General features: G+C 74.5%; 11 protein-coding genes. 6 read left to right on the top strand and 5 right to left on the bottom strand.

What is annotated here, in order from left to right; all coding sequences use genetic code 11:
• Positions 1 to 632: 632 nt before the first annotated feature.
• From D450_RS0126875 to D450_RS0126860, 4 genes are all read left to right on the top strand, one after another.
• Positions 633 to 1,403 carry a hypothetical protein gene (locus tag D450_RS0126875; protein WP_017541718.1) on the top strand — a complete coding sequence of 257 codons (771 nt, stop codon included), beginning with the start codon at positions 633 to 635 and terminating at the stop codon, positions 1,401 to 1,403.
• A gap of 214 nt (positions 1,404 to 1,617) precedes the next feature.
• Entirely contained in the window at positions 1,618 to 2,472 is an 855-nt protein-coding gene (locus D450_RS0126870) for a hypothetical protein (RefSeq protein ID WP_017541717.1), read from the top strand.
• Between the two features lie 85 nt (positions 2,473 to 2,557).
• On the top strand, positions 2,558 to 4,045 hold the full coding sequence (locus tag D450_RS0126865) for a TldD/PmbA family protein (protein ID WP_193374801.1): 1,488 nt from the start codon (positions 2,558 to 2,560) through the stop codon (positions 4,043 to 4,045).
• The gene (locus D450_RS0126860) at positions 4,042 to 5,448 is read left to right on the top strand and encodes a metallopeptidase TldD-related protein (protein WP_017541715.1); all 1,407 of its coding nucleotides are present in this window, start codon (positions 4,042 to 4,044) and stop codon (positions 5,446 to 5,448) included. Before D450_RS0126865 ends, D450_RS0126860 begins: the two co-directional genes overlap by 4 nt.
• 42 nt (positions 5,449 to 5,490) lie before the next feature.
• Here the strand turns inward: D450_RS0126860 and D450_RS0126855 are convergent, their stop codons facing one another.
• The gene (locus D450_RS0126855; protein ID WP_017541714.1) at positions 5,491 to 5,709 is read right to left on the bottom strand and encodes a dodecin; all 219 of its coding nucleotides are present in this window, start codon (positions 5,707 to 5,709) and stop codon (positions 5,491 to 5,493) included.
• Positions 5,710 to 6,163: 454 nt separating this feature from the next.
• On the opposite strand from D450_RS0126855, the gene D450_RS33910 reads away from it, so the two are divergent.
• A complete protein-coding gene (locus D450_RS33910) occupies positions 6,164 to 6,388 on the top strand; it encodes a hypothetical protein (RefSeq protein ID WP_152513448.1) in 225 nt (74 codons plus the stop codon).
• 61 nt (positions 6,389 to 6,449) lie between these two features.
• Here the strand turns inward: D450_RS33910 and mobA are convergent, their stop codons facing one another.
• The 3 genes from mobA to moaA form a co-directional block, all read right to left on the bottom strand.
• Positions 6,450 to 7,043, bottom strand: a complete 594-nt coding sequence (gene mobA, locus D450_RS0126845) for a molybdenum cofactor guanylyltransferase (protein ID WP_017541712.1) — start codon at positions 7,041 to 7,043, stop codon at positions 6,450 to 6,452.
• A gap of 41 nt (positions 7,044 to 7,084) precedes the next feature.
• The gene (locus D450_RS0126840; RefSeq protein ID WP_017541711.1) at positions 7,085 to 8,272 is read right to left on the bottom strand and encodes an RtcB family protein; all 1,188 of its coding nucleotides are present in this window, start codon (positions 8,270 to 8,272) and stop codon (positions 7,085 to 7,087) included.
• A gap of 144 nt (positions 8,273 to 8,416) precedes the next feature.
• The gene (moaA, locus tag D450_RS0126835) at positions 8,417 to 9,406 is read right to left on the bottom strand and encodes a GTP 3',8-cyclase MoaA (protein WP_026128791.1); all 990 of its coding nucleotides are present in this window, start codon (positions 9,404 to 9,406) and stop codon (positions 8,417 to 8,419) included.
• Positions 9,407 to 9,824: 418 nt separating this feature from the next.
• On the opposite strand from moaA, the gene D450_RS0126830 reads away from it, so the two are divergent.
• Positions 9,825 to 10,652, top strand: a complete 828-nt coding sequence (locus tag D450_RS0126830; RefSeq protein ID WP_017541709.1) for an alpha/beta hydrolase — start codon at positions 9,825 to 9,827, stop codon at positions 10,650 to 10,652.
• 81 nt (positions 10,653 to 10,733) lie between these two features.
• On the opposite strand, the gene D450_RS0126825 is transcribed toward D450_RS0126830, so the two are convergent.
• Entirely contained in the window at positions 10,734 to 12,593 is a 1,860-nt protein-coding gene (locus D450_RS0126825) for an AMP-dependent synthetase/ligase (RefSeq protein WP_017541708.1), read from the bottom strand.
• Positions 12,594 to 12,740 lie beyond the last annotated feature (147 nt).

The following is a 12,740-nucleotide window of genomic DNA, read 5'->3' as shown; positions in this document are numbered from 1 at the left end:
GTTGCTGCTGTTCCGGAACCGCGAGAGGCCTGGCAGCCGACCGCCAAGCCCGGGGAACCGCCACGCCTCTTCGTCGCCGCCCTCCCCCCCCTGGCACCCCGACGGCCCGCCGCCCGGCAAGCAGGCCGGAGCGGGGCACCTGCCGTCCCGTCGCCGCTCCTCCCCTGCATCGAAGGACCCCGCCTCCAGGCCGCGCGCCGAATTCCTCGCCTGGCTGGAGGTGGAGCATCTCCTCCGAAGGGGAGCCGAGTGGAACAGGCGATCGCGGGGTCGCGCCTGCGTGCAGGGCCCCGCCTCTGGAATCGGACCTCGGCCCCAGGTGCCCTGTCCGCTGCCGCCCCTCGATCGCGCAGGGACGCCCCGGAGCACGCAGGAACCGCGAATCGCGGTCCCCCAGTCCCCCGGTCCCGCGACCCCGCCTCCGACCGCGTCTTCGACGCCCCTCGTCCGGCCCCTTCCCCGCGGCGTCCGGCCGTGTCGCTTCCCCACCGTCCCCGGCGCGAACCGCCGTTCCGGGGCTATGGCCGCTCCCGGCCATGATCGCTGCTGAGCGTTGATCGCACGGTCGCCTCGTGTGACGCTCGCGTCGGGGCACCGGCGGCGCGACCTGCGGACGGGAACGGTGGGCGGCGATGACCTCAGCCCAGCTGTGGACCCTGATCGGCCTCGGCGTCTTCCACGGCGCCAACCCTGCGATGGGGTGGCTCCTGGCCGTCTCACGCGGGCTCCAGGAGGGCAGCAGGGCGGCGCTGCTGCGGTCGCTGCCGCCGCTGGCGCTGGGCCACGCGGCCTCCATCGCGGCGGTCGCGGTGGTCATCACCGTCACCGGGTCGATGACCGCCTCCCACTGGTTCACCGTGGTCGGCGGCGCCCTGCTCGTCGCGGCCGGCCTGTGGACGCTGCTTGCGCGGCGGCACTTCCACTGGGCCGACGTGCGCATGTCCCTGCCGCAGATCGGGGCGTGGTCCTTCTTCATGGCGTCCATGCACGGTGCGGGCCTGATGGTGCTTCCTGTGCTGGCGGGCGAGATCGCCGAGGGCGGCTCCGGGGCCGGGCACCGGCACGGTGCGGCCGGGCACGCCCACGCCGCGGCCGGGCCGAGCGCCGACGGGGCCGCCGCCGGGCAGGCGGCCTCCGCGGATCAGGGCGGCACCGTCGCCGAGACGGGTGCGGCCGGGGCCGCGGACGCCTCCTGGAGCCTGCTCGACGCGACCGCCGTCGGCCTGTTCGCCACGGGGATCCATACGCTCGCCATGTTCGCCGCCGCGGGCGTGGTCGCCCTCATCGCCTACGACTTCCTGGGTGTGCACGCCATGCGGCTTCGCTGGGTGAACATGGACCGCGTCTGGGCCTTCGTGCTGATCGGGGGCGGCGCCTACGCGGCCTGGTCGGCCTTCGCCTGAGCCGACCCGGCCCCCCGTCACCACGCCCCGGCGATCTCCCCCGGCCTCATCGCCGGACGGCCGCAGGGTCCGCAGGGTCGCCGCCCCGGTCGGCTCCTGTCCCGGCGTCGTCTCCGTGCATGGTCTCCCGGCGTGGCCTCCCTGCGTCGTCCGCACAGGCCGCATCACGGCGCCGCTCAGGAACCATCCCCTGGGCCCGGTCGTCATACGGGCCGTGAGCACCGATCCCCGTCAAGGCGCCTCCGACGCCCCCCGTTCTCCCTCCGCCCCACGGCCCCGGGACACCGGCGCCGGTCGCGGAACCGGCGGCGCCCGGCCGCCCAGGCGCAGGCGCGGCGGCTGCCTCGTCCGCCTCCTGATCGGCCTCGCCGTTCTGGCGCTGCTGGCCGGCGGTCTGGCGCTGGCCGCGCCCAGGCTCCTCGACGCGGCCGGGAAGGACCGCACAGCACTCCCCTGGGGTCCCGAGTGCGCCGTGCACACCGAGGGCGGCAGCGTCGGTCTGACGGCCGAGGAGGCGCAGCTGGCCACCACCGCCGTCGCGCTCAGCGCGCGCGGCGCCGAGGCGCCGGACACCTCCGGGATCGACCCGGCGGCCCTGGAGCGCCTCGCCGAGGGGCCGCCGGACGACGCCGGTCCCAGCCTGACCTGCCGCGCCTCCCCCGCTTCGGGCCTTGCGCGCGAGGATCTGGCCGAGTCGGGCCTGACCCCGCGCGCCGAGAACGTCCTGGAGGCCATGGGCGAGGTCTTCGGTGAGCAGAGCCTGGGCGGCTACGAGCCCGGCGGGGTGGACAGCGGCCACGGCGGCGACTCGGCCCACTACGACGGCCGCGCCATCGACGTGTTCTACCGGCCCGTGAACGAGGAGAACCGCCGCGAAGGGTGGCTGCTGGCGCACTGGCTGGTCGCCCACGCCGAGGAGCTGCACGTGGCCAACGTGATCTTCGACGACAAGATCTGGAACGCACGCGGCTCGGCCGGGGGCTGGTGGGACTACCGCTCGCCCGACCCCGACAACGAGATCCTGCGCCACCTGGACCACGTGCACGTCGACGTCCAGCGCGGCGGGTGAGGAGGGCGGAGCGCCCCCGCCCCGGCGCGGAGCCCCTGGTGCGGCCCCTGGTCGGCGGGTGGGGCCGCCGAGTAGGTTGTCCGGCGTGCCTGACATCGATTCGGACTTCCTCGCACTGCCCCTGCGCGAGCTCGCCGACGCCGCCCTGGAGCGGGCCGGCGCGCTCGGCGCCGAGCATGCCGACTTCCGCCTGGAACGGGTGCGCGGCCGGGTGCTGTCGCTCTCCGACGGCTCGGTCGACACCGCCGCCGACTCCGACACCCTGGGCTTCGCCGTGCGCGTGGTGCACGACGGCGTGTGGGGCTTCGCCTCCGGCGACGTCCTCGAACCCGGCGCCGCCGCCGAGGCCGCCGAGCGCGCCGTGGGCATGGCCCGCGTCGCCGCCCCGCTGACGGCCGAGCGCATCGAACTCGCCCCCGAACCCGTCCACGCCGACAAGGTGTGGGTGTCCTCCTACGAGAGCGACCCCTTCGCCGTCACCGTGCGCCAGCAGGCCTCGATGCTGTCGAGCTGGTCCCGCCGCCTGCAGGAGGACCACCGGGTCGACCACGTGGACGCCACGCTGCTCCAGGCCAAGGAGCAGAAGTTCTACGCCGACAGCGCCGGGACCTCCACCACCCAGCAGCGGGTGCGCATCGCCCCCGAGGTGGAGGTGTTCGCCCACCGGGGCGGGCTCATGGACAGCATGCGCACGCTCTCGCCCCCGGCGGGCCGCGGCTGGGAGTACACCTCCCGGGTCGAGGCCGAGCTGCACGCGCTGCCCGCGCTGCTGGAGGAGAAGCTGCGCGCGCCGTCGGTCGAGCCCGGCCTGTACGACCTGGTGGTCGACCCCTCGCAGCTGTGGCTGACCATCCACGAGAGCATCGGCCACGCCACCGAGCTCGACCGCGCGCTCGGCTACGAGGCCGCCTACGCCGGCACCTCCTTCGCCACCCCCGACCACCTGGGCACCCTGCGCTACGGGGCCCCGTCGATGCAGGTGAGGGGCGACCGGACGGCCGAGCACGGCCTGGCCACCGTCGGCTACGACGACGAGGGGGTGGCCGCCTGCTCCTTCGACCTGATCCGCGACGGGGTGCTGGCCGGCTACCAGCGCGACCGCCGCATCTCCCGGCTGACCGGCCAGGGCCCCTCCAACGGGTGCGCCTTCGCCGACTCCCCCTCCACCATGCCGATCCAGCGGATGGCCAACGTGTCGCTGGCCCCCGACCCCGAGGGCCCCAGCACCGAGGGGCTCATCGCCGGCGTGGAGGACGGCGTGTACATCGTCGGCGACCGCAGCTGGTCCATCGACATGCAGCGGTACAACTTCCAGTTCACCGGGCAGCGCTTCTACCGGATCCGCAACGGGCGCCTGGACGGCATGCTGCGCGACGTCGCCTACCAGGCCACCACCACCGACTTCTGGAACGCGATGGCCGCCGTGGGCGGGCCCTCCACCTACGTGCTGGGCGGGACCTTCCGCTGCGGCAAGGGACAGCCCGGCCAGGTGGCGGCGGTCAGCCACGGCTGCCCGGCGGCGGCCTTCACCGGCGTCCGCGTCCTCAACACCGTGCAGGAGGCAGGAGAGTGACCACGTCCACCCCGCAGGACCTCGTCGAGCGCGCCCTGGGGCTGTCCCGCGCGCACGCGTGCATGGTGCTGGTCCGCGAGCGCAGCCGGACCGACCTGCGCTGGGCGGGCGGCTCGCTGACCACCAACGGCGCCGCCCGCTCGCGGTCGGTGACGGTCGTGGCAGTGGCCGAGGGCCCCGGCGGCACCCAGGTCGGCGTGGTCGAGCGCGGCGGCCTGCGCGACGAGGAGCTGGAGGAGCTGGTGCGCGCCGCCGAGGCCGCCGCCTCCTCGGCCATCCCCACCGAGGAGGCCGTTCCGCTGGTCGGGCCGGGCGAGGCGGGCTCGGGCGGCGACTGGGACGCGCCCCCCGCGGCGACGGGCGTGGAGGTGTTCACCGAGACGGCCCGCGGCCTGGGGCGGGTCTTCGGCGCCTCCGGCGGGTCGGGGCGGCTGCACTACGGCTTCGCCCAGCACAGCATGGTCACCACCTACCTGGGGTCCTCGACCGGGCTCCGGCTCCGCCACGACCAGCCCGAGGGCACCATCGAGATGAACACCCGGGGCGAGGGCGCCGACCCGCGCTCGGCCTGGGTCGGGCGGGGCACGCGGGACTTCACCGACGTGGACCCCGAGGCGCTCGACGCCGAGCTGGCGCGGCGGGCCGAGTGGGCCTCGCGCCAGGTGGACCTGCCGGCCGGGCGCCACGAGGTGGTCATGCCGCCCGAGGCGGTGGCCGACATGATGGTGCCGCTGTACTTCGACTCCGGTGCGCGCGACGCCTACGAGGGGCGCTCGGCCCTGTCGTCCTCCGACGGCGGGGGCGGGACGCGCCTCGGCGAGCGCATCGCCGGACTGCCGCTGGACCTGCTGAGCGATCCGCGGTACCCGGGCCTGGAGTGCGCGCCCTTCACCGTCACCGGCAGTCCCGGGCGCGACGTCAGCGCCTTCGACAACGGAATGCCCCTGCGCCGCACCGAGTGGATCTCCGAGGGCGTGCTGCGCGCGCTTGGCCAGACGCGGGCGACGGCCCGCACGACCGGTATGAAGGCGACGGGCTTCATCGACAACCTGGCGCTGGAGATGCCGGGGGCGACGGACGGCGTGCAGGAGATGGTGGAGCGCACCGAGCGCGGGCTGCTGCTGACCTGCCTGTGGTACATCCGCTCGGTGGACCCGCAGACGATGCTGCAGACCGGGCTGACGCGCGACGGCGTGTACCTGGTGGAGGACGGGCGGGTCACCGGGGCGGTGAACAACTTCCGGTTCAACGAGTCGCCCCTGGGGCTGCTGCGGCGCGCCACCGAGGCCGGGGCGTCGGTTCCCGCGCTGTCCAGGGAGGCCGGGAGCATGTTCCCGCGCACGGCGATGCCTCCGCTGCGGATCCCCGACTTCAACATGTCGACGGTCAGCAAGGCCTCGTGAGGGCCGCGCGGGGAGCGGTCGCATCCGCTCCCCGCGCCCCGTTCACTCCTGGTTCCCCTCCAGGCGGAAGCCCAGCTTGAGCCCCACCTGGTAGTGGGCGATGCGTCCGTCCTCCAGGTGGCCGCGCACCTGGGTGACCTCGAACCAGTCCAGGCCGCGCAGGGTCTGCCCGGCCCGCTCGATGCCGTTGCTTATGGCCTGGTCGACGCCTTCGTGTGAGGTGCCGACGATCTCGGTGACCCGGTAGGTGTGCTCGCTCATGGCCGTCCTCCCCGCCTCCGCCGCGTCCCCTCGGGACCCGGCGGGTGTGTTCCATCGCACATTCCCCGGCTCCCTTCCCGGGGGGCCGAACGGGCAATCCCGTCTTCGCCGCCGCTTTCCCGACCCTTTACGGGTTCCGCCCCTCCACCATTGGTCCCGTTCCGGATAATTCGCCATTAGTTGGAGAAACAGCAGGTCCGCGGGACTCTCCCGAGATCACGTCGTAACTGAGTCTTGACGTACCCCGGGGAGCGGCGGTGTACATTGGGGGACAGCGCTTCGGTCCCCCGTCGGAGCGCTGGGCCGGTGTTTCGAGCCCCCGTCGGAACACCGCGCGCGACGTCGGGTGGTTTGCCCCCGTAGCCACCCGGCGTCGCCTTTTTCTCTCCCCGGCCGGCGCCGCACCGCGGCGTCCGACCGGCCGGGCCGCCGAAGCGACCAGGAAGCACCGCCGTTGAGCCCGAGCGACCCCGCAGCCGCCGAACCGCCCGTCTGCTCGCGGAGGGCGTGCCGCGAACCGGCGCAGTGGGTGCTGGTGTGGAACAACCCCAAGGTGCACACCCCGGACCGCCGCAAGACCTGGCTCGCCTGCGGCGAGCACCGTGCGTACCTGGCCGAATTCCTCGACGTGCGCGGCTTCCTGCGCGAGACGGTGCCCTTCGAGGAGTTCGAGGGCTGACCCCCCGGCCCTGGCACCCCTGTCCTGGCGGCCCGTCCCGGTGCGGGCCGCGTCCCGGCGGTCAGGGCGACCGGCGCCGCAGCAGCTCCCGGGCGCGGTCCAGTTCCTCGGGGGTGTCGCAGTCGAAGGCGGCCAGCTCGGCGCCCTCCCTGAGCGGCACCCGGGCGAAGTCGAACGTCCGGACGTCGCCCGTGGAGGAGAACAGGCCCCGCAGCGACGCCCCTGTGCAGGCCTCCAGTGCCGCGCGCAGCCTCTCGGTGCGCCAGACGCCCAGCAGCCACTGCTCGCGGCCGGCGGCGTCGACCATGACGGCCCCGTGCCGCCCCCGGGCCGCCGCCCGCAGCGCCGAGACGTCCTCGGGGCGCAGGAACGGCAGGTCCCCGGCCAGGACGGCCGTCCAGGGCTCCGCGACCCGCGCCGCGCCTGCGCGCAGCGCGGGCACCGGGCCGGCCCCGGGCGGGTCCTCGCGCACGTACTCGGCCCGGGGCCGCTCCCGGGGCGGCCCCACGACCACCACGCGCCCGGGGGCCGCCGCGGCCACCCGCTCCAGCAGGGTGGCTCCCCCGGCCTCCAGGCCGGGCTTGTCGGCGCCGCCCATGCGGCGTGCGCGGCCGCCGGCCAGGATGACGCTGTCACAGCCCTCGAGCCGCTCCACGGCCCCTCCCCTCAGTCTCGCGCGGCCGCCGGGCCGCCCGCTCAGCCCTTGACGCACACCACCTGCCGCAGGTGCGCCACGACCTCGACGAGGTCGGTCTGGGCCGAGACCACTTCCTCGATGTCCTTGTAGGCGCCGGGGATCTCGTCCACGACGCCGGGGTCCTTGCGGCACTCGACGCCGCGGGTCTGCTCGGCCAGGTCGGCCTCGCTGAAGGTCTTGCGGGCCTTGTTGCGGCTCATCCTCCGCCCCGCCCCGTGCGAGGCGGAGTTGAACGAGGACTCGTTGCCCAGCCCGCGCACGATGTAGGTGCCGGTGGCCATACTGCCCGGGATGATGCCGAGGTCGCCGGCGGCGGCGCGGATCGCGCCCTTGCGGGTGACCAAGACGTCGACGCCGTCGTAGCGCTCCTCGGCGACGTAGTTGTGGTGGCAGGAGATCCACGGCTCGAACCGCACGCCGGGGAAGGACCGGCGCAGCACGTCGCAGGCCAGGCCCATCATGACGTCGCGGTTGCGGCGCGCGTACTCCTGCGCCCAGAACAGGTCGCGGCGGTAGGCGTCCATCTCCGGGGTGCCCGAGACGAACACCGCCAGGTCGCGGTCGGGCAGGTCCTGGTTGTGCGGGAGCCGGCGGGCCTTCCCGATGTGGTGCTCGGCCAGCTCCTTGCCGATGTTGCGCGAGCCGGAGTGCAGCACGGCCCACACGGAGCCCGCGTCGTCGAGGCAGACCTCCAGGAAGTGGTTGCCGCCGCCCAGCGTGCCCATCTGGCGCTCGGCGCGGCTCCGGCGGGGGTGCACGGCCGGGGCGAGGTCGTCGAAGCGGTCCCAGAGCCGGCCCCAGCCGGCGGAGGCGAGGCCGTGCACGCGCCGCACGTCCACCGGAGCCCGGTGCATCGCGAAGCCGACCGGGACGGCCGCCTCCAGGTCCGAGCGCAGCCGGCGCAGGTCGTCGGGCAGCTCCTCGGCCGTGAGCGAGGTCTTGACCGCGGTCATGCCGCAGCCGATGTCCACGCCCACGGCCGCCGGGGAGACGGCGTCGCGCATCGCGATCACCGAGCCGACGGTGGCCCCCTTGCCGTAGTGCACGTCGGGCATCACCGCCAGTCCGTGCACCCAGGGCATGCGGGTGACGTTGCGGAGCTGGTCCATGGCGGCCGGTTCGACGCGCTCCGGATCGGTCCACATCCGAATGGGCACGCGCGCACCGGGCGCCTCCGTGTAGGGCACGGCTCCTCATCCTCCTCCTGTCGGGCGGGTCGGTCCGTCCGGGCCCCGCGGGGCCCGGACGCCTGGAGATCAGACCAGGGGCGGGCCCGCCGCGGCAACGGGATTTCCGTGCGCGCCCGCCCCCGGGACCGGTCCGCCCCGGGCTCAGCCCCCGATCGCCGACATGGGGCGCGCGGGCTGGAGGAAGCCGGTGTCGTCGATGCCGTGGCCGGGCATCTTGCGGGCGACCGCCGCGCGCCAGCGCTCGGCGATCTCGGCGTCGGTGCCGCCGTCGCGCAGCAGCGGGCGCAGGTCGGACTCCTCTCTGGCGAACAGGCAGTTGCGGATCTGGCCGTCGGCGGTGAGCCGGACCCGGTCGCAGGCACCGCAGAAGGGCCGGGTGACCGAGCCGATGACGCCGACGGTGGCCGGGCCGCCGTCGACCGTGAACCGCTCCGCCGGGGCGCTGCCGCGCTCCTCCGCCTCGTCGGGCGCCAGGTCGTAGCGGGTGCCGAGCAGGCCGAGGATCTCGTCGGCGGTGATCATGGTGTCGCGCCGCCAGCCGTGCTGGGCGTCCAGCGGCATCTGCTCGATGAACCGCAGCTCATAGCCGCGCTCCAGGCAGTAGGCGAGCAGGTCGGGCGCCTCGTCGTCGTTGACTCCGCGCATGAGGACGGCGTTGACCTTGACCGGCGTCAGCCCGGCCTCGGCCGCGGCCTCGAGCCCGTCCAGCACGTCGGGCAGGCGGCGGCGCCGGGCCAGGTGTTCGAAGACGTCCGGCCGGAGGGTGTCCAGGGAGACGTTGACCCGGTCCAGGCCCGCCTCGGCCAGGGCCGGGGCCGTCCGGGCCAGGCCGATGCCGTTGGTGGTCAGCGCGGTCGTGGGCCGGGGCTCCAGGGACGTGGCGGCGGCGATGATGCCGGGGAGCCCGCGCCGCAGGAGCGGCTCGCCCCCGGTGAAACGGACTTCCGTGATCCCCAGCATCGTGACACCGATACGGATCAGGCGGTGGAGTTCGTCGTCGGTGAGCAGCTCCGGTTTGGGCAGCCATTCGAGCCCCTCCGGAGGCATGCAGTACGTGCAGCGAAGATTGCACCGGTCGGTGAGGGAGACCCTCAGGTCGGTGGCCACTCTCCCGTAGGAATCAGCCAGCACGGGCGTCACCTCCCATGTTCGTCGCGGGGACCGGTCGGGTGACCGCCCGCGGCGGTGTGCGGCACTGTGGGGGCCGGGACCGCATCACCTTGGTGCTTCCCGACACACGCCACCCTAAAAGACGCGTGGTTCGTCCCGTGGTGCCGGACGGGCCGTTCTTGCGCAACTCCGTCCACTTCGGGACGTTTTCCGGCCGGGTTTCGGTCGCTTTTCCGTCTCCCGGCACAAAACCTCCTCTCCCCCGCGCCCGAGATTCGGCCGATGCCACAGCCCCCTCGGGCGCCCTCCCACGAGTGCACCACGCCCGCCCCGGACCGGCGGGCACCTCCGCGCGGCCCGGAGCGGCGGCACCGCCTGCCCCCGTGTCCACCCGCGCGCCGCACGCTACCTTCGGGGGACGACAACGGAAGGAGCCTCGATGGTCGTATCGCGTGAGTGGGGCCTGCCCGGCGGGCCCGGAGGGGCGCAGCGGCTGCACGCGCGGGCCTGGGCGGCCGGCGGCGCCGAACCCGCCTGGCTGGCGGTCCTGGTGCACGGCTACGGCGAGCACATCGGCCGCTACGAGCACGTGGCCGAGTACCTGTGCGCCCGGGGCGCCGCGGTCTACGGGCTCGACCACCGCGGGCACGGGCGCTCGGAGGGCGAGCGCGTGCTCATCGAGGACTTCGCGGGCGCGGTGGAGGACGTGCACCGGCTCGTCACCCAGGCCCGCAGCGCCTACGCGCGCCTGCCGCTGGTGATGGTGGGCCACTCGATGGGCGGGCTGATCGCCGCGCGGTACGCCCAGGCCCACCCCGGGGAGCTCACCGCGCTGGCGCTGTCGGGGCCGCTGCTGGGCCGCTGCGACTTCGTGCCCGCGCTGCTGGCCCACGAGGAGATCCCGGACGTGCCGATCGACCCGGCGGCGCTGTCGCGGGACCCGGCGGTGGGCGAGGCCTACGCCGCCGACGAGCTGGTCTGGCACGGCCCCTTCAAGCGGCCCACGCTGGAGGCCATCGCCACCGAGCTCAAGAGGGCAGCGGCGGACGGGAGCATCGGCACGCTGCCGCTGCTGTGGATCCACGGGGCGGACGACCGCATCGTCCCGGTCGACGGCACGGCGGAGGGGATCCTCACCCTGGCCGGGGACGACGTCACGGCACGCATCCTGCCCGGCGCCCAGCACGAGGTCTTCAACGAGACCGACCGGGAGACGGCCCTGGAGGAGGTCGCGCGCTTCGCCGCGCGCTTCGCCCCACAGGCGTGAGCCCGACCCCCGCGCTGCACCGGAGGGGACCGTCGGCGCAGCGCGGGGGCGGTGTCCACGGCCCCGCTCGCGGGGCGGGCCTCAGTCGCCGTAGAGCCCGTCGATGGCGTCGGCGAACTTGCGGTGGATGACGCGCCGCTTGAGCTTGAGCGAAGGCGTCAGCTCCTCGCTCTCCACGCTCCACTCGTCGGCGAGCAGCCGCCAGCGCTTGACCTTCTGCACCTGGGCCAGGCCCTCGTTGGCCGCCTCGACGGCCCGGCCGACCTCCTCCAGGATGCGCGGGTCCCGGGCCAGGACGGCCGGGTCCGCGCCTTCGATCCCGCGGGCCGCCGCCCAGCCGGGGGCGACCTCGGGGTCGAGCGTGAGCAGCGCGACCGGGTAGGGGCGCCGGTCGCCGTAGGCCAGCGCCTGGCCGACCAGGGGGTGCTCCTTGAGGCGGCTCTCGATGGAGGCCGGGGCGATGTTCTCCCCTCCCGAGGTGATGAACAGTTCCTTCTTGCGGTCCACCACGTAGACGAAGCCGTCCTCGTCGATGCTGCCCACGTCGCCGGTGTGCAGCCACCCGTCGCCGTCGACGAGCGCGGCGCTCTCCTCGGGCCGGTTGTGGTAGCCCGACGCGTTGACGGGGCCGCGCACGAGGATCTCGCCGTCCTCGGCCGTGCGCACCTCCATGCCGTCGGAGGGCACGCCCACGCTCCCGAACCGGTACCGGTCCGGCCGGTTGACGGTCACGGCCCCGCAGTTCTCGGTCATCCCGTACACGTCCCGGATGAGCACCCCCAGGCCGCTGAAGAAGCGCACGGTCTCCTCGGGCATGGGGGCGGCGGCGGTGACGCAGTAGACGACGCGGTCCAGCCCGATCAGCGCGCGGATGGGCGCGAGCACCTGGGCGTCGGCCCCGGCGAACCGCTCGGCCAGTCCGGGCTCGCGCTCGCGCCCGTACTGCCCCTGCTCCATGTAGGCGCGGGCGATCCCCGAGGCCTCCTCGACCGCCTTGCGCCGGTCCTCGGGGGCGGCCGCCAGGGCGGCGGTGAGGCCGGACTGGAGCTTCTCCCACACCCGGGGCACCCCGAACAGCCCGTGCGGCCGGACCAGTGCCAGGTACTCGCCCAGGCGCGGGAGCTCCGGGCAGAAGTACAGGTGCCCGGCCACCCTGATGGGCAGGTAGGCGCTCAGCACGCGCTCGGCGATGTGGGCCATGGGCAGGTAGGAGATGCTGACCGCCCGGTGCGGTGTGGCGTTGGCCCTCAGGGTGATGACGCACTGGAACAGGACCTGGTGGTGCGTCTCGAACACGCCCTTGGGGTTGCCGGTGGTGCCCGAGGTGTACAGCAGGGTCGCGTTGTCGCCGGGGGTCAGGGCCGCGGCGCGCTCTTCGACCCGGCCGGGCTCGGCCGCGTGCAGGCGCGCGCCCTCGGCGGTGAAGTCGGCCCAGGAGACGTACCTGCGGCCGTCCCCGGGGGCGTCCGGAACCGCGTCCGGGTCCAGCAGCACGACCGTGTGCAGGCTCTCCAGGCGGTCCAGGGCCGTTCGCCACCGCTCCAGCTCCTGCGCGCCCTCCAGGACCGCCATGCGCACGCCGCAGTCCTGGGCCACGAAGGCGACCTGTTCGGGGGCGAAGGTCGCGTACACGGTGAAGGGCACCGCGCCGGCGTGCACGGCGCCCATGTCCGCGATGAGGTGCTCGGACCGGTTGGGCAGCATGAGGGCCACCACCTCGCCCGGCCCGATCCCGGCCCCGATGAAGGCCGCCGCGGCCTCCAGGGCCGCATTGCGGTACTGCGCCCAGGTCAGGGTCCTCCAGCCGTCGCCGACACGGTCGGAGAGGGCGGGAGCCTCGCCCTCCTCCTCCGCCGTGTGCCGCAGCCAGTCCACCAGGGTCCGGCCCTTGATCTCGGCCTCCACCTCCGCGCGCTCGCGCAGGGTCTGCTCTACGTCCACAGCCGCCCTCCCGCCTCTCGAACGTGATGCACGTCACTCCCGCCCGCATATCCGAACACGGTTAGGCGAACCAGGGCAAGACCGCGGATGATCCTGTGACGCCGGCGGAGCGAACGAGGCGGGGGGGCCGAAACCTTCGGCCGCCTC

Source organism: Nocardiopsis halophila DSM 44494 (genome assembly GCF_000341245.1).
Lineage (GTDB): Bacteria > Actinomycetota > Actinomycetes > Streptosporangiales > Streptosporangiaceae > Nocardiopsis_A > Nocardiopsis_A halophila.
The sequence above is the reverse complement of the archived record's forward strand: the minus strand, read 5'-3'. Positions and strand labels throughout refer to the sequence as shown.